At 69.2% G+C, this 16,957-nt stretch carries 14 protein-coding genes; 5 read left to right on the top strand and 9 right to left on the bottom strand.

Going from position 1 to position 16,957, the window contains the following annotated elements; all coding sequences use genetic code 11:
• Positions 1 to 36: 36 nt before the first annotated feature.
• From U743_RS11795 to U743_RS18165, 3 genes are read right to left on the bottom strand one after another with little or no spacing between them, the layout of a single operon-like run.
• Entirely contained in the window at positions 37 to 1,428 is a 1,392-nt protein-coding gene (locus U743_RS11795; RefSeq protein WP_043768551.1) for an SDR family NAD(P)-dependent oxidoreductase, read from the bottom strand.
• Positions 1,425 to 2,894, bottom strand: a complete 1,470-nt coding sequence (locus tag U743_RS11790) for a DUF3336 domain-containing protein (RefSeq protein ID WP_043772010.1) — start codon at positions 2,892 to 2,894, stop codon at positions 1,425 to 1,427. Before U743_RS11790 ends, U743_RS11795 begins: the two co-directional genes overlap by 4 nt.
• Positions 2,895 to 2,934: 40 nt before the next feature.
• Entirely contained in the window at positions 2,935 to 4,779 is a 1,845-nt protein-coding gene (locus tag U743_RS18165) for a LysM peptidoglycan-binding domain-containing protein (RefSeq protein WP_052368030.1), read from the bottom strand.
• A gap of 157 nt (positions 4,780 to 4,936) precedes the next feature.
• On the opposite strand from U743_RS18165, the gene pip reads away from it, so the two are divergent.
• On the top strand, positions 4,937 to 5,887 hold the full coding sequence (gene pip, locus U743_RS11780) for a prolyl aminopeptidase (protein WP_043768549.1): 951 nt from the start codon (positions 4,937 to 4,939) through the stop codon (positions 5,885 to 5,887).
• Positions 5,888 to 6,147: 260 nt separating this feature from the next.
• Here the strand turns inward: pip and U743_RS11775 are convergent, their stop codons facing one another.
• The 5 genes from U743_RS11775 to U743_RS11750 form a co-directional block, all read right to left on the bottom strand.
• Positions 6,148 to 7,155, bottom strand: coding sequence for an IS30 family transposase (locus U743_RS11775; RefSeq protein WP_043772005.1), 1,008 nt, complete (start codon positions 7,153 to 7,155; stop codon positions 6,148 to 6,150).
• Positions 7,156 to 7,771: 616 nt separating this feature from the next.
• Positions 7,772 to 8,167 (bottom strand): VOC family protein, encoded by a 396-nt coding sequence (locus U743_RS11765; protein ID WP_052368023.1) that lies wholly within the window; start codon positions 8,165 to 8,167, stop codon positions 7,772 to 7,774.
• Complete coding sequence (locus U743_RS11760; protein WP_043768546.1) at positions 8,164 to 8,667, bottom strand: acyl-CoA thioesterase; 504 nt, start codon at positions 8,665 to 8,667, stop codon at positions 8,164 to 8,166. Before U743_RS11760 ends, U743_RS11765 begins: the two co-directional genes overlap by 4 nt.
• Positions 8,664 to 9,881, bottom strand: coding sequence for a sulfate adenylyltransferase (sat, locus tag U743_RS11755; RefSeq protein ID WP_043768544.1), 1,218 nt, complete (start codon positions 9,879 to 9,881; stop codon positions 8,664 to 8,666). The genes U743_RS11760 and sat overlap by 4 nt, the downstream gene beginning before the upstream one ends.
• A gap of 78 nt (positions 9,882 to 9,959) precedes the next feature.
• Entirely contained in the window at positions 9,960 to 10,754 is a 795-nt protein-coding gene (locus tag U743_RS11750) for a sulfite exporter TauE/SafE family protein (RefSeq protein WP_043768542.1), read from the bottom strand.
• A gap of 10 nt (positions 10,755 to 10,764) precedes the next feature.
• Between U743_RS11750 and U743_RS11745 the strand changes: the two genes are divergently transcribed.
• From U743_RS11745 to U743_RS11730, 4 genes are read left to right on the top strand one after another with little or no spacing between them, the layout of a single operon-like run.
• Positions 10,765 to 12,741, top strand: coding sequence for a transglycosylase SLT domain-containing protein (locus tag U743_RS11745; protein WP_198022018.1), 1,977 nt, complete (start codon positions 10,765 to 10,767; stop codon positions 12,739 to 12,741).
• Positions 12,741 to 13,976 (top strand): multifunctional CCA addition/repair protein, encoded by a 1,236-nt coding sequence (locus tag U743_RS11740; protein WP_043768538.1) that lies wholly within the window; start codon positions 12,741 to 12,743, stop codon positions 13,974 to 13,976. The genes U743_RS11745 and U743_RS11740 overlap by 1 nt, the downstream gene beginning before the upstream one ends.
• Before the next feature lie 58 nt (positions 13,977 to 14,034).
• On the top strand, positions 14,035 to 14,772 hold the full coding sequence (locus tag U743_RS11735; RefSeq protein ID WP_052368018.1) for an SDR family oxidoreductase: 738 nt from the start codon (positions 14,035 to 14,037) through the stop codon (positions 14,770 to 14,772).
• Positions 14,773 to 14,802: 30 nt separating this feature from the next.
• Positions 14,803 to 15,993, top strand: a complete 1,191-nt coding sequence (locus tag U743_RS11730) for an MFS transporter (RefSeq protein WP_052368016.1) — start codon at positions 14,803 to 14,805, stop codon at positions 15,991 to 15,993.
• On the opposite strand, the gene U743_RS18810 is transcribed toward U743_RS11730, so the two are convergent.
• A complete protein-coding gene (locus U743_RS18810) occupies positions 15,885 to 16,937 on the bottom strand; it encodes a bifunctional transcriptional activator/DNA repair enzyme AdaA (protein ID WP_198022017.1) in 1,053 nt (350 codons plus the stop codon). The genes U743_RS11730 and U743_RS18810 overlap by 109 nt on opposite strands.
• Positions 16,938 to 16,957: the final 20 nt, after the last annotated feature.

The following is a 16,957-nucleotide window of genomic DNA, read 5'->3' as shown; positions in this document are numbered from 1 at the left end:
CGTCGTGACGGCTGCACACGCAACCTGGACCGAGTGTCAGGCCGCAACCCCCCGTGCCGACAGCCATTGCCCGACAAGCGTGTCGATCTGGCGGTCAAGCGTGTCGATCCGGTCGCGTTCGAGGCGGGTTCGGGGCAGCACGTCGAGGATATGCGGCTGCCGGTCGAACCAGACGCCGCGCCGAGTTTCGGCGGCTTGCGCCGCCAGGGCCAGCCATACCATGCCGTCGGCGCCCTGCTTGGCGTTGCGCAGAAAGGGCCGCATAACGCGCCGGAAGCCGGGCAGCGCGCTTTGCACGCCTGGCGTGTCGGCCCAGCCGGGATGCACGGCGTGCACGGCCAGCTGTGGCCAGTCAGCGGCACGCAGCGCGCCGATCAGCGCCAGCGCGCGTTTGGCGCGACCGTAGGCGACGGCGCCGTCGTAGCGCCCGCGCGTGAACTGCAGGTCGTCGAGGTCCAGCGGCGTCAGGTACATGCCGCCGCTGACGACGTTGATGACGCGGCCGCCCTGCGCCATGGTCGGCGCCAGTCGCTGCATGATGAGCAGCGGGCTCAGCAGGTTGACCGCCAGTGCGCGCTCGAAGCCCTGCGCGCTTTTGCCGCGCTCGGCGAAGATGGCGCCGGCGTTGTTGATGAGCACGTCCGGTGTGTCGGCCTCGGCGAGGGTATCGGCGGCGCGGGCAGCGGCGTCGAGATCGAGCAGATCGGCCTCGATGATGCGCGGCCGGGCACCCGAGTCGACGCGCAATCGCTGGCTTAGTGCGCGCAGGCGGTCGCCGTGGCGCCCGATGATGCTCAGTCGCGCGCCGCGGCGGGCGAGCATCAGCGCCGCGGCCTCGCCCAGGCCGGAGGTGGCGCCGGTGATGGCGACGTGCAGCCCTTCGGCGCGCTCGGTGATCGGGGGTAGCTTGGCTGCGGCGAAGCCCTGGCGCGTGAAGCGTGCTGCCCCGGGCAACAACATGCGATCGGCGATGCGTCCGACGGGCCCGAGCCGTGGCGACGGTGGTGGCCGCAGAACCGCTTCCAGACGGCGGGCAGCCTGGCGCATGCGGTGCATGAGCCAGGGCCGCGCGAGCCGCTCGGCGAGACCGTCGCGCAACAGCAGTTCGACATGCCAGTGCAGGCGCGCGCCGTCGCCGTCTGGCTCGACACGGATCTCGTCGACCACCGTCGCCCCCTTGGCCTCGCCGCGCAGTGTCGCGGTATGCGGTGGAGCGAAGCGCAGCATCTCGTAGTGCATCGTCGTCTCGCGCAGCCCCGCGCGCAGGCGCAGCTCGAAGCGGGCGCCGCTGCCCAGGCCGCCTTCGGTGATCTTGACGGCCGAGCGCACGGAGGCGTCCCAGTCCACGAGATTGCGGAAGTCCGCGGCGTACCAGAGACACTCGCGCGCGGGGCGACCCGTGCGCAGCGTGAAGTCGGCGACGATCATCGTGCGCGGCTAGTGCTCGCTGCGCGTAGCGCGCGCGTGCGGCTGCCACGCTCGGGCGCATGCGTCTTCAACCTTGCGGTGGCGTCCTCAAGCGCGCGAGAAATGCGCGTCTGCGTGTGGATACGCGCCATCCGCGGCCAAGTGGCACGCTCGCCTTCGCGGATGTATGCGTCGATTTCCTCGGCCGTCGGGTTCGACAGCATGCGGATGAGCTGGCGCGGCGAATGCTTCGGAAAGACCGTAACGTCGCCGGAGTACTTCTGCCGCACGATGCCGTAGGCTTGGGCGAGCACGGCATTGCCGGCCCCAAGGTGCTTGCGCGTGACCTTCAGCGCGTTCTGCCCACTGCTGGCGGCTAGTTCGCGCAGCCAGGGCACGACGCCGCGCTGCAGCCGTTCACGCTCGCGCAGGAAGGGCACGACATGCGGGTTGGTCTGGCTGACGATGTAGTGGTTGACGTTATGCATCCGCGCCAGGCGCAGCATGGGCAGATCGGCGGAGAGCGTGCCGTCGACCCAGCGCTTGGCCGGCATGTAGGGCACCTCGTCGCCGTTGAAATCGCGCGCCCGGAGCATGACCGAGGGGAAGACGCCGGGAATGGCGCAGCTGGCGAGTACGGCGCTGTTGATCAGCACGTGCGGTGCGGTCAGATAGTTCAGCAGCCGGCCCTGCTGATTGACTTCGGCCGGCGAAACGGTAATGCCGAGCATGCGTCGGGTCGCGTCGAAAGCCTGCTCGAAGCTGGCTTCGCCAATGTTGCGCTGCAGGCACGATGCCAGCGCGTCGCCCTCCATGACGCTGCCGCCGGACAGCACGCCGCGCAGCGACACACGCTGGAAAGCGTCCAGGTGCACGCCGTCGCGCTGGAAGATTGCCGGCAGCTGCTCGTCGTCGCGTACGCAGGCCATTGCCGCGATGATCGACCCGGCCGAGCTGCCCGACAGCACGCGCGGCAAAAGCCCATTCTCGAACAGCGCCTTGACCACACCGAGATGGAACATGCCCAGTGAGGCGCCGCCGGAGAGCATCAGCCCCGAGCGCCCGAAGACGGTGCCGGTGCGCTTGAGGAAGCGCACCTTTTCGGCGAGCGGGAAGTCCGGAAAATCGCCCGCCGAGATGTAGTCGATGCAGCGCGCGACTTCCTCGACGTAGGACTCGATCAGGAACTTTGTGCCGCAGCGCGCCACACCGTGCAAGGCGGGATTGGCGATATTGCCGATATTGCCGTGCAGCCCCTCGTTCAGCGTGAAGGCGAGGTGGCGGACCGCGCCGGCCTGACGCAGAGCGCGCATCTCGGCCAGCCGCTCCTTGATGAGCAGATAGTCGTAATCGTCGGAAGTGTCGTCGGCGCGCCAGTCCTCGAGGCCCTCGAGGCGGTCCAGCTCGGCGGCGATCTCGCGCCAGCTGTCATAGCAGGGCGCGTTCTCCAGATCACGTTGGCGTTTGCGCAGTCGCTTGTCGGCCATGGGTCGGTCCCGCGGCAGCAAAAGGACAGTTTAGCGCGCTTCAGGGGATCTCCAGCGTCAGGCCGGGCCGGATGAGGCCTTGTTCATCCAGGGCGTTATGCGCCGCGATGCTGGCGATGCTGGTGCCGTGTTGGCGCGCGATGTCCCACAGCGTCTCGCCGCGTGTCACGCGATGGTGGCGTGGCCCGGAGGCCCCCGGGATACGCAGCTCGGCGCCCGGGCGCAGCACATCGCCGGTAGCCATGCTGTTGGCAGCGGCGATGGCGTGGGCAGAGCTGCCGTAGCGCACGGCGATGCCGGAGAGCGTGTCACCTCGGCTCACGACGTGTGTCGCGCCGCCGCCGCCGGGCACTCGAAGCGTCTGGCCCGCGCGCAGGCGATTGGCGTTGTCCAGTCCGTTAGTGTGCTGCAGCGCCGCAGCCGAGGTGCCGTAGCGGCGCGCGATTTCCGACAGCGTCTCGCCGCTGCGCACCGTGTGTTCAGCGCCGGTTGCGACCGCTGTACGCGTGCCGCCCGCGCCGCCGGGCGCCGGGATGCGCAATGACTGGCCGGCGCGCAGATGATGCACGCTGGTCAGTCCGTTCAGCCGCTGCAGATGCGCGGCCGAGGTGCCGAAACGGCGTGCGATCTCGGACAGGGTTTCGCCGCGCGCGACGCGATGGCGCAGGAAGGCTTTCCGCTGCGCGTTGTGCAGTTGCGCGTCGTCGAGCTGGGCATAGGCGGTGAGGAAAGCCGCGCTCTCGCCGGGCGCGACGCGGATGCGGTGGCCGGGAGGTACGTAGAGCTTGTCCGCGCGCACCAGATCGTCATAGGCCGGGTTGTGGCGCGCGAAAGTGTCCTCGTCCCAGCCGGACAGGCCTTGCAGCGTCGACCAGGCGACATAGTCCTCGGTCTCCACTGTGTCGAAGCGCGCCGGCGGCATCCGGTCGACGGGCTTGCCGTGCCATTTTTCGGGCTGCTGTTCGACGTCGAGTGCGGCCAGGAAGGAGGCGTAGAAGTTGCGCGAAGCGAAGCCGAAGCGTGGGCTCTCGTAGTCGCGCAGCAGACCGCCCAGAGAGTCATGGCCGGTTTCCTCAAGTGCGCGGCGGACCCCGTAGCGACCGAAGTTGTAGGCGGTTACCGCCAGCGGCCAGTCGTTGAGCGCATCGTAGTCGTCACGCAGATGCCGCGCCGCGCCTTCGGTGGAGGCCCATGGGTCGCGGCGGTCGTCGAGCACATGGTCCATGCGCATGTAGCGCCGTGCCGAACTGGGGATGAACTGCCAGACCCCGGCTGCGCCCACCTTGGAGTAGGCGCTGCTGTCGAAGGAGGATTCCACCAGGGGCAGCCGCGTCAGCGCCAGCGGCAGGTCGTGCTCGGCGAAGACCTCTTCCATGTGCGGCAGGTAGCGGCCGGCGCGCTCCAGGCCCTGGAGCGTGCGCTCGCGCACCCCCTGCTGGGCGCGGACGCGACCGGCGACTTTGCCGAAGATGTCCGGGTCGTCGATGTCGGCGAAGAGCTCGGCCACCGCACGGGCCTCGTCGCCGAGGCCGCTCGGGTCGCCGCCGGCGGCATCGAGTTGCTCGAGGATGGCGTCGACGCGCGCAATGGCCGCTTTCGTCTCGCGCTGGCGCTTGCGCGCGAGGGTCACCGCGTTTGCGCCGCTGGCCGCTTCGGCGCGGTAGTCGAGCACGGTGAAGATCTTGTTCGGGTAATCGCGGGCGTGGATAACGACCTGGTGCTTCGAGTAGCGGCCGAAGATCTCGCGCCAGAAGGCCACTGCCGGCGCCAGTTCAGGTGGCCGTTTCATCATCTCGGCGTCGATACTGTCGCGTGCGAGGCCCTGCGGGGTCCAGGCGGACAGCAGGAGGCTGAACGCGACGAGAAGCGGGGGAAGCGGGCGCATTCGGTATCCGGGGCAGGACGAGGTGATCGTTACGCGCATGCTAGCTGCCGCCGTCGCCGTGTGCCATAGGAATTTATTGCCGGGTAGCGTCGCTGAAAGGCTTCCCCGCCGTGAGCCGCTAAGCTAGAGCCCCACAGTGGCAAGCATTACGACAGCGATGGACGGCCTTTACCCACCGGTTCCGGTGCGACAGACCCTGAAGCTCCCCGTATCGGCGCTGCATAGCCTGCACGTCGAGGAAGCCGGCAATCCCGAGGGTGTGCCGGTGCTCTTCCTGCACGGCGGGCCCGGCGGTGGTTGTCAGCCCTTCCACCGCCAATTCTTCGACCCCAATCGCTTTCGCATCATTCTCTTCGACCAGCGTGGTTGCGGGCGATCGACGCCGCACGCCGAGCTGCGCGAGAACACGACCTGGGATCTGGTCGCCGATATCGAGCGTATTCGCGAGCACTTCGGCATCGAACGCTGGATGGTCTTTGGTGGTTCCTGGGGCTCGACGCTGGCGCTGGCCTACGCGCTGACGCATCCCGAGCGCGTGCGCTCGCTGGTGCTGCGCGGCATCTTCCTGCTGCGCCCCGAGGAGATTGCCTGGTTCTATCAAAAGGGCTGTTCCTGGATCTATCCGGACGCCTGGGAACGCTTCATCGCGCCGATTCCCGAGGCCGAGCGCGGCGATCTCTTGCACGCCTATCACCGCCGGCTGACCAGTGAGGACTCCTCCGAGCGCCGCGCTGCGGCCATCGCCTGGAGCCGCTGGGAGGGCGCGACGAGCAATCTGCGCGCCACTGCCGAGGCCGAGGCGGCCTTCGGCGACGTGCGTTTCGCCGAGGCCTTCGCGCGCATCGAGTGCCATTACTTCGTCAACGGCGGTTTCTTCGAGCGGCCGGACTGGATTCTTGCCAATGCCTCGCGCCTGGCCGATATCCCGGGCACCATCGTGCAGGGTCGCTACGACGTCGTCTGCCCCATGCGCTCGGCCTGGGAGCTGTCGCGCGCCTGGCCGCGCGCCGAGCTTCATGTCATCCCGGACGCCGGGCATTCCGCGACCGAGCCCGGCACGTTGCGCGCGTTGCTCGAGGCCGTCGATCGGTTGGCAAAAGCCGACTGAGTCGCGAAGCGATGCGCTATCCCCGCTCCCGCCGAGCGGGAGAGGGCGCTTGCGTTTTGCTCGACGTTTTCGGGCGTACCGAGTCGGGCGGCACTGAGCGTCGCAATTGACTGCTGTTGGTCCCGTTTCTGCTCGCGGATTCCGCGCCTCGGAAGCTCGGCGCTACCGCTTATAGCCCCGCGACTGGCGCGGGTTCCTTTCTCTGCTTGTCCAGAGAAAGGAACGGTGGATTCCAAGCCCAAGTGCAACACCGCTGGTTATCAATGTTGTGTTGTTGCATAGGCGGCCTCGAAGAAGACCTCAGCCGGTGTCCGAAAGCCCAGCGATTTGCGCGGTCGGTTGTTGAGCTGCCAGGCAATGGCGTCGAGTTCGCGCTGGGTGTAGTTCGACAGGACCTGGCCCTTGGGCAGGTACTGGCGGAGCAAGCCGTTGGTGTTTTCGTTGATGCCCCGCTGCCAGGGACTGTTCGGATCGGCGAAGTAGGTGCTGAGGCCGGTGCGCTCAGCCAGCTCGCTGTGGCGCGCCATTTCCTTGCCCTGGTCATAGGTCAGGGTGCGCCGCTGCGCCTCAGGCAGGGCATTGAAGGTCGTGCTGAATCCCTCCAAGGCGGCCTCGGCGGTGCAGCCCTCCATCTTGGCGAGCATCACGAACAAGGAGTGGCGGTCCACCAGCGTGCCAATCGCCGATTGATTGCGGCGCCCGACGATGAAGTCGCCTTCCCAATGCCCCGGCACCAGCCGGTCTTCAGCTTCCGGCGGGCGCACATGGATGCTGACCATATCCGCGAGCCGGCCGCGCCGATCCCGACCTTGGCGGCGCTTGCGCCCGGTGCGATGCCCTTGTCGCAGCAGCGACGTCAGCTCGCGCCGAAGCTGGCCACGCGGTGTGGCGTAGATCGCGGTGTAGATCGTTTCGTGCGACACCCCACCCAGTCTGCCGGCGATCTGTTCCGGGGACCAACCGCGATGCAGACGCTCCACTACCTGTGGCCAGAGCGCGCCTGTTCGGGCCAGCTTGCGTTCGACGCGCGGCTTGCGGCGCAACCGGCGGGCGCGCCGGCCTGCGCTCGACGCGTCGTACCGGGGGATCTTGCGCGGCCGCCCCTTGAGCGGCTCCGATGCCTGCAGATAGCCGTTGCGCCGAAGCTCCCGCTGGACTGTGCTCGGCGACCGGCCAATAGCTTCAGCGACCCGACGCATGCTCGATCCGCCCAGGATCATCGCCATGATCGTGCCTCGTTCCTCTGCGCCCAAGTGTCGATAGTGAATCCCCACAGCACACCTCCTTGGCTGGAAGTGTTGCACTTGCGGCTTGAATCCAAGAACCAAAGAGAGGACACCCCGAGGTGGCGCTCCGGCCCGCCTTTGGCGGTCCGGAGTCCCGGCGGCTGGCGACGTGCTCGGGGCCGCCGTGAAGGGACGTCCTGTCCCGTCACGGCTGGATCGGCCGTCCGGGCCGATCCTCCCCTGCGCGCGCCGCCAGCCGCTGCGCCACCAAGGGGGAGGGCGGAACGGCTCGTCGCTTCGCGACATCGCCGCAAGGAGGCGCCACTGCACTGCAGCGATGCCGCGAAGCGGCGAGCCAGACCGACGTGTGCCCTTGAGGATGGCCGAGCACGTCGCTCGGCTCGGGGACCTACTGCGGCACAGCCGCAGTAGGCCATCCGTCGGGCACCATGGTTTTGGTGACTTTGGCCGAAACCAAAGTCACCCGCGCTATTCGTGAGCGTTGCTACGACAGCATGCCCGTATCAAGCGCGGAACCCCTGAGCACGCCGCTTTCCAACGAGAAGCACGTAACTGTCACGCTTCGTTTCGGTAGCGCCGAGGCGACGGAGCGCGGAGCCCGCGAGCAGTAATGCCCTATCGGCGGGCGCAATGAAGCCTAAGCCGCCGGCGCCTCGCCCCCGCTCTCATCCGGATGCTCCGCAATCAGCGCCGCCAGCGCGCCTTCGCTGTCCCGGAAGAAGGCCGCCCACATCGCGCGCCCCGCCATGCGCGCCAGGCACTCTGGCTCCTTCTCGATCTGGATGCCCGAATCGCGCAGGCTATCGACAGCCGTGAAGATGTCGGAGACCTCGAAGTAGACGACGATGCCGTCGGCGTCTTCGGCGCGTTTGGCGCCGAGCAGCAGCCGGGTTTCGCCGCAGTCGAAGAAGGCGAGGGTGTCGTTGCGGAAGCGCAGATCCAGGCCGAGGGTGTCGGCATAGAAGGCCACCGCCCTATCCATGTCCGAGACGGTGACGGCAATCTGCCGGATGCCCTGAACGCCAATGCTCATGCCGATGTCTCCTCGCGCAGGTTGCGCAGCTGGCGGGCGTGCTGAAGGCGCAGGTCGCGGCGCATCTGCGCCTCGCGGTAGCGCCGTTCCCCGATTGGATCGGAAACCTCTAGCGCCGGCACGGGTCGCGGCTTGCCGGCCTCGTCGAGGCAGACGAAAGTGAGATAAGCCGACAGGATGTGCCGGTTTGCGCCGCCGCCGACACGCTCGGCATCGACCTTGCAGCCGACCTCCATGGAAGTCGTCCAGGCGCGGTTAACGCAGGCGTGGAAGACGAGCACGTCGCCGCGCACGGCCGGTGCCATGAAGTGCACGGCGTCGACGCTGGCCGTGACGCAGACGCCGCCGGCGTGCCGGTCGGCGACCACGGCGCAGATGCGGTCCATCTGCGCCATGATCATGCCGCCGAAGACGGTGTCGTTGGCGTTCAGGTCATTCGGGAAGACCATGTAGACCTGATTGTCGACGCGCGATGCGGCCGCGTCGCGGGTCTCGCTCATCGCGCCGAGTGGCCCTTGAGCTCGACCTTCACGCGCTGACTGTCGTCCAGGCCCTGATAGTAGGCGCGCAGGATTTCCAGCACCTCGGGGCGCGAGAACTCGTCCGGCACGTGCTCGTCCTCGGAGAGCAGCTTGCGCAGCTTGGAGCCGGACAGCAGCACGCGATCCTCGTCCTTGCCGGGGCAGGTGCGCATGCTGGCCATGCCGCCGACCTTGTGGCTCCAGAAGGTCCAGTCCAGCTTTAGCGCCTTGGTTTGCAGCGCGTCGGCCGGGATCTCGTCGAAGATGGCGTGCGCGTCGAAGGGGCCGTAGTAGTCGCCGACACCGGCGTGGTCACGGCCGACGATGAGATGCGAGCAGCCGTAGTTCTGGCGGAAGACTGCGTGCAGCAGCGCCTCGCGCGGGCCGGCGTAGCGCATATCCAGCGGATAGCCCGACTGGATGATGGTTTCCGGTCGCAGATAGTTGTCGATCAGCGCCGAGATCGCCTTGGTGCGCACCTCGGCGGGGATGTCTCCGGGCTTGAGCTTGCCCAGCAGCGAGTGGATCAGCACGCCGTCGCAGATCTCGATGGCAATGCGCACCAGATACTCGTGGCTGCGGTGCATCGGGTTGCGCGTCTGAAAGGCGGCGACGGTCTTCCAGCCGCGTGCCTCGAAGGCGGCGCGCGTCTCGGCGGGCGTCATGTAGAGGCCCGGATAAGCCTCCGGGAAACCGCCCTGCGACAGCACGCGCACAGGCCCGCCCAGGTTGTACTCGCCCTGCGCCATGACCATCTTGACGCCGGGGTGTTCCTCGTCGGTGGTCTTGAACACCTGCGCGCATTCGTGCGCCTTGTCGATGCGGTATTTCTCGGTGACCTTCATGGTCGCGAGAATCTCGTCGCGCTCTGCGTCGTAGAGCGCCACATCGCTGTTCTCCTCGATGCCGTCAGCGGTGGCGGCGTCGGTGGAGAGCGTAATCGGGATCGGCCAGAACAGCCCTTCCGCGGTGCGCATCTCGTCGCAGACGCGCTTCCAGTCATCAAAGCCCATGAAGCCGTCGAGCGGCGTGAAGCCGCCGATGCCGAGCATGAAGAGGTCGCCCGCTTCGCGCGAGCTGATGGTGACGCGCGGCAGCGTCTGCGCGCGCTTGGCTTCGGCCGCAGCGGCCTCGCCTTCGAGCAGCAGCGGCTTGAGCGGTCCGCCGCCGTGGGGTGTGACCAGTCCTGTCATCGTCTTCGTAGCCTTTTGCTTGATGTCGCGGGAGGCTGCGATTCTAACCGTTGTCTGCTGCGCTGCAGCGTCAGCCGTTCAGACGGCGCCGGCGAGCATGCTCACGCCGCTGCCCATCAGCAGCGCCGCGAAGGCGCGCTGTAGCCAGATCTGTGGCAGCCGGTGGGCCAGCCGCGCGCCCACCGGCGCCATCAGCACCGAGGCGACGGCCACAGCCGCGAAGCCCGGCAGCGAGACATAGCCGATCTGTCCCTCGGGCAGGCCAGCTACGCCGCTTCCGGCAATCATGAAGCCGGCTGCGCCGGCCCAGGCGATCGGGATGCCGCCGGCCGCCGAGGTGCCCACCGCGGTGCGCATGTCCAGCCCGGTCAGGCGCAGAAAGGGCACCGACAGCGAGCCGCCGCCGATGCCGATCAGCGCCGAGGCCCAGCCGATGACCGTGCCGGCGACGCTCAGTAGTAGGCGGCCCGGGTTGGTGTCGCGCACCACCGGATCGGCCTGCAGGATCATCTTCAGGGCCACGGCCACTGCGCCCACCCCCACGATGCGCGCCAGGACTTCCGTACTGAGCAGATGGGCGGTGGCCGCGCCCAGCAGCGCGCCCAGCATCAAGCCCGGCGCCAGCCAGCGCAGGATCGGCCAGCGCACGGCGCCGCGCACGTGATGCGCGCGGGTCGAGGAAATGGCGGTCAGCGCGATCACTGCCAGCGAGGTGCCGATGGCCACCTGCATGACATGCTCGCGCGGAAAACCCTGAGCGCCCAGAATGAGAGCGAGAATGGGGACGGTGATCAGTCCGCCTCCGACCCCGAACAGGCCCGCGAGCAGACCGGATACGACTCCGGTGGCAAGAAACAGCGGCAGGAACTCCACACGACCCCCGATGTCTTCAATGCTTCAGATGGCCGCCTATCCTAGTCGCCTCCTCGTCGCCCGGCTCTTGCTTTTGGCGCTGGCGCTGCTTTTGCCGCTCGCTGCGGGAGCGGCGTACGCGGCTGATGCGGAAGTGCGCGCCGAGTTCCGCGCCGCCTTCGAGGCGCCGGGCGGCGGCGCCGCCAGCGCTGACAGCGAGGCGCTGCGCGCCTATCCGCTCTATCCCTGGCTTCAGGCGCGTCGGCTTCGTCTGCAGCTTTCGGACGCCAATGCCGCGCTGGATTCGCTGATCGCCGACTTCTTCGACCGCCACGGCTCGGCGCCTTATACGCAGCCGCTGCGCGGGGCGTGGTGGCGCAGCCTCGCCGAGCGCGAGCGCTGGGCGGATTACATGGCGGCGCTGGGCAGCCGACCAAGCAGTGACGCGTTGCTCTGCAGTTGGCTGCAGGCACGTATGGCGCTGGATCGCATGGAAGGCTTCGTCGATGATGCGCTGGTCGCCTGGCGGCGCGGCCGCTCCATGCCCGAGGCCTGTAACCCGGCCTTCGATTGGCTGGGCAGCGAAGGGCTGCTGACCGAGGACGTTATCGTCGAGCGCCTGCGTCTTGCGCTGGATGCCGGCGAGCTCGACCTGGCGCGCTACCTCACTGAGCAATTGCCTGAGACGGGGCAACGCAGTTGGATCAACGCGCGGCTGGCGCGTGCTCAGCGTGGGCGCTTTCTACGGCGCCTGATCGATAGCCCGGATGCCCCGATTCCCTTCGTGGATCTGGAAGCCGGGTTGCGTGCCCACGCCCGACGAGAACCGAATGACGCCGCGGAGTTGCTGGCGGCGCTGACTGAGGCGCGCGATTTTCCGGAGGACGAGGCCGCAGCGCTGACCCGCGCCGTGGCACTGGCGGCCAGCTGGTCGCGCGAGCCGGTGGCGCTGGAACTGTTCGAATCGTTGTCGTTGGAAGGGCACGAGCCGCTGCACTTCAGCTGGCACGCGCGGGCGGCGATGTGGGCGCGCGACTGGAAGGCGCTGGAGCGCGTCATCGCTGCCATGCCGGCGTCGCAGGCCGAAGATGCGCGCTGGCGCTATTGGGCGGCGCGCGCGCGGCAGCTGCAGGGTGCCGAGGTCGAAGCTGCCGGCTACGAGGCGCTGGCCGAAGATCGCAGCTACCACGGCTTTCTCGCCGCCGAGCGGCTGGGGCGCGCGCCGGCCCTGAATCATCAGCCGCTGAAGCGCGACGCCGAGGTGCAGCGCCAGCTCGCCCGTCTTTCCGGCGTGCAGCGGGCACGCGAGTGGCACGCGCTCGAAGAGGACGCGCGTGCCTCCAACGAACTCGAATGGGCGCTGGGCGAACTCGACGACGCTGGCAAGGCGCAGGCCGCGTTGATGCTGGCTGACTGGGGCTGGCACCGGCAGGCGATCACCTGGCTGGCTCGCGTTGGCGAGTGGGATGATCTGGTGTTGCGCTTCCCGACGCCGTATGCCTCTGCCTTCGAGGCGGCCGTGGCCGACACGGCGATTTCGGAGACGTGGCTACGCGCCATCGTGCGCACCGAAAGTCTCTACGACCCGCGCGCGGTTTCCGGCGCCGGCGCGCGCGGCCTTGCCCAGCTCATGCCCGCCACCGCGCGCCGCGTGGCAAGCCGGCGCGGGCTGGCCGTTCCGGATCGCAGCGCCCTCTTCGAGGCCGACACCAATCTGGCGCTGGCGGCGCATTTCGTGGAGGGGCTGCAGGAGCGCTTCGAAGGCCGCTGGATCCAGACGCTGGCCGCCTACAACGCCGGGCCACTGCGCATTCCCGGCTGGCTGCCGGAAGGCCGGGCGCTGGAGGCCGACGCCTGGATCGAGAACATCCCCTTCAACGAGACGCGCGGCTACGTGCAGCGCGCGCTCTATCACTATCTGATCATCCACTGGCGCGCCACCGGCGAGCCTGGCCGCATTCTGCCGCTGCTCGAAGAGCCGGTGGCCCCCGCCGGGATCTGCTGCTGATGCAGCGTTATCTCGTTGGTGGCGCGGTGCGCGATCGCCTGCTCGGCTTAGAGCCGCACGAGCACGATTGGGTGGTCGTGGGCGCCACCCAGAAGGAGATGGAGGCGCTGGGCTATCGACCGGTCGGCCGCGACTTTCCGGTCTTCCTGCACCCCGACACGGCCGAGGAGCACGCGCTGGCGCGCACCGAGCGCAAGTCCGGGCGCGGCTATCGCGGCTTCGTGGTGGACGCCGACCCCAAGGTGACACTGGAGGAGGACCTGGCGCGGCGCGACCTCACCGTCAACGCCATGGCGGAGGCCGACGACGGCACGCTGATCGACCCCCATGGCGGCCGCGCCGATCTGGAGGCGCGCGTGCTGCGGCATGTCTCGGAGGCCTTCGTCGAGGATCCGCTGCGCGTGCTGCGCGTGGCGCGCTTCGCCAGTCGGTTGGCGCCGCTGGGCTTCACGGTGGCGCCGGAGACGATGGCGCTGATGCAGCGCATCGTCGCCGCCGACGAGATGAGCGCGCTCGCCCCGGAGCGCGTCTGGACCGAGACCGAGCGCGCGCTGATGCAGGCGCAGCCGTCGGTCTATATCCAGGTCCTGCGCGAAGCCGGCGCGCTGGCGGAACTCTTCCCGGAGATCGACGCGCTGTACGGGGTGCCGCAGCGCGCGGAATATCATCCCGAGATCGACACCGGCGCGCATCTGCAGCTTTGTCTGGATATTGCGGCCCGCGACGGACTGCCGCTGGCCGCGCGCGTGGCCGTGCTGTTGCACGATCTCGGCAAGGGCGTGACGCCGGCCGATGTCCTGCCCGGGCATCGCGGGCACGAGGAAGCCGGGCTGCCGCTGATCGAGGCCTTCTGCCAACGCCTGCGTGTACCCAAGGCGCAGCGCGAGCTGGCGCTGGCGGTATGTCGCGAGCACATCCGCGTGCATCGCGCTTCGGAACTGCGCCCTGGCACGTTGCTGGCGCTCATCGAGGCGCTGCGCGGGCTGCGCGACGAGGCCTTCTTCGAGCAGGCGCTGGCCGCCTGCGCGGCGGACGCGCGTGGCAGAACGGGCTTCGAGAACGATGCCTACCCGTCGGCCGATCACCTGCGCGCGGCGCGTGCGCTGGTCGCGCCCATCCGCGCGGCCGACGTCGTGCCCGAGGGAATGCGGGGTCCGGAGGTCGGCGAGCGGCTGCGCGCCGCCCGCGAGCAGCGCCTGGCGCAGTGGCTGCAGGGCGACGCCGCGGCGACATAGCGCGCGGCTCAGGGCCGGCGCTGCCACAATGCCGTGACATCCACTGACCGGTCCCCGCATGTCCGAGCCGTCTCCCGTCGCCTTCGTCACCGGTAGTGCGCGCCGCATCGGCGCGGAAATCGCGCGCAGGCTGCACCGGGACGGCTGGCACGTCGTACTGCACTGCCGGGGCAACCGCGCCGAGGCCGAGGCGCTGCGCGACGATCTGCTGGCCGCGCGCGCCGACAGCGCGGAGCTGGTGGTCGCCGACTTCGCACAGGCCGGGGCGGCGGCCACAGCGGTGCGCGAGGCGGCCGGCGTCTGGGGTCGGCTGGACGCGCTGGTCAACAACGCCTCCAGCTACAAGGCCACCCCGCTGACCGATCTGCGTCCGGAGCAGACCGAGGATCTGCTCGCCTCGAACCTGAAGGCGCCGCTGGAAGCCGCGCAGGCCTTCGCGAAGCAGGCCGGCGCGGCGGCCATCGTCAACATCATCGATACGCTGGTGCGCCACGTGCGGCCAGGCTACGCCCCTTACTTCGCGGCCAAGAGCGGTCTGTGGACGCTGACCGAGGCGCTGGCGCTGGAGTTGGCACCCGCGATCCGCGTCAACGGCGTGGCGCCCGGGCACATCCTATGGGCGACCAACAGCAGTCTCGACGAGGCCGAGCAGGCCGCCGAGCGCGGGCGCATCCCCCTGCAGCGGCTGGGCACGCCGGAGGCCATCGCGTCGGCGGTGGCCTACCTGCTGTCGGCGGAGGCCGATTACGTCACCGGCGCGGTGCTGCCCGTCGACGGCGGGCTCCGGCTGGCCTGATGCGCTTGTCGCCGCGGGGCGTCTGACGCCATGCCCCTGCTTTCCCGGCCGCTGACGCTGCTGTTGTGCAGCACGCTGACGGTGATGGCCGCGGCGACCATCACGCCGACGCTGTCGGCCATCGCCGCGCACTTCGCGGAGACCCCGCACGCCGAGTTCCTGACGCGGCTGGTGCTGACGCTGCCGGCGCTGATCATCGTTCTGGTGGCACCGTTGGCGGGTCGCGCCTGCGATACGCGCGGTCGCCGTCCCGTGCTGCTCTTCGGCCTGGCGCTCTATGTGCTTGGCGGCAGTCTGGGCGCGCTGGCGCCGTCGCTGGAACTGCTGCTCGCCTCGCGCGCATTGCTGGGCGTGGGCATCGGCTGCCTGATGACGGCGACGACGACGATGATCGCGGACGGCAGTCGCGACGCCGAACAGGCGCGCCTGCTCGGCCTGCAGGGCGCCTTCATGGCCGGCGGGGGCGTCGTCTTCGTCTTCGCCGGCGGGCTGGCGGCCGAGATCCACTGGCGCGTCGCCTTCGGCATCTATCTGCTGGCGCTGTTGCTGTTGCCGGCCATCCTGCGCCTGCCGGAAAGCCGTCCCGAGCGCAGCGCCGAAGACGACGCGGCGCGGGCGGCGCCGCCGAGCCGCTTGCTGCGCCAGGTCGGCAGCCTCTGCGTGCTGGCCTTTCTCGGCATGGGGCTGTTCTATCTGACGCCGGTCTACATGCCCTTCCTGCTCAGCGAGCGTTTCGCCGCCAGCAGCGGCTGGGTGGGTGCCGCGATGGCGCTGTTCAATATTGCGGCCATGGTCGCGGGTACGCTCTTCGGCCGCGTGCGCGGCCGCGTGCCGCCACTGGGCATGGTGACGATCACGGCGGGGCTGCTCGGACTGGGCTACGCCGTGGTCAGCCACGCCACGGGCGTGCCGCTCTTCGTGGCGGGCCTGCTGCTGGCCGGCTTCGGCCTCGGCTTCATGATCCCGAATCTCAACCAGTGGGCCGTCAACCGCAGCGAAGCCGCGCTGCGCGGGCGCGCGCTGGGCTGGATGACGACGGCCTTCTTTCTCGGCCAGTTCGCCTCGCCACTGCTGGCGCAGCCGGTGGCCGTCGGCCTCGGCTATGGCGGGCTCTACGGCGCCGCTGCGGCGGTGCTGGGCGCGGGGGCGCTGGCCGCGGCGCTGGCGGTGGCGGCCTCGTGGCGCAGCAGCCAGCGCTTGCGCTCCAGGCCGCCGCCGTAACCGCCGAGGGCGCCGCCGGCGTTGATGACGCGGTGGCAGGGAATGACGATGGCGATGCGGTTGCGGCCGTTGGTCGTGCCCACCGCGCGTGTCGCCCCCGGCCGGCCGACGGCCGTGGCGATGTCGCGGTAGCTGCAGGTGGCGCCGAAGGGAATGGCCTGCAGCGCTGACCAGACTGCCTGCTGGAAGGCCGTGCCGGGCTGGTGCAGCGGCAGCGTGAACTGCTGCAGTTGGCCCGCGAAGTAGGTTTCCAGCTCGGTCTGCAGCTGGTCGAGGAAGGGGTGCCGCCCCGGAAGCACGGCACATCCGAGGCCGTCGCGCAGGCCGCGCAGCTCGGCGTCGATATCCGATTCGCCGAGGAAGCTGAGCTGGCAGACCCCGGCGTCGCTGGCGCCGGCGACCATCGGGCCCAGCGGCGTCTCGACCCAGCGCAGGCGTACGCATTCCAGGTCGTCGGCGGCACCCGGCGGCTGCGCGAAGACGCGCTTAAAGGCGTCGCGAAAGCCGCTGAGCGACGTGAATCCGGCCTCCGCCGCGGTGTGGTCGAGGCTATTGCCTTTCTGAAGCGCGTCCAGTGCCTTGCTCATCGCGTGTCCCTCGCAGAATGCCCGAAAACTCATGCCGTAGTAGCGACGGAACCAGCGCCGGGCGCGGGCCGGCGCGATGCCGGCGTTGCACAGATCCTCGGCGCGCGGCGGCGCCGGCCGCTCTTCGAGGTGCCGCAGGAGTCGGCCGATCCATTCGGGCGGCGCGCTCGGCGTCCGCTCCGGCTGGCAGCGCTTGCAGGCGCGAAACCCGGCCGCTGCGGCGCTGGCCGCATCGGGGAAGAAACGCAGATTCTCTCGCTTCGGTGTGCGCGCCGAACAGGAGGGGCGGCAGAAGATGCCGGTGCTGCGCACGGCGAAGCAGAAGATGCCGTCGTAGCTGGCATCGGAGTCGCACACGGCCTGCCACATCCTGTCTT

The sequence above is a fragment of the Algiphilus aromaticivorans DG1253 genome (genome assembly GCF_000733765.1).
In the GTDB taxonomy this organism is placed as follows: Bacteria; Pseudomonadota; Gammaproteobacteria; order Nevskiales; family Nevskiaceae; genus Algiphilus; species Algiphilus aromaticivorans.
The sequence above is the reverse complement of the archived record's forward strand: the minus strand, read 5'-3'. Positions and strand labels throughout refer to the sequence as shown.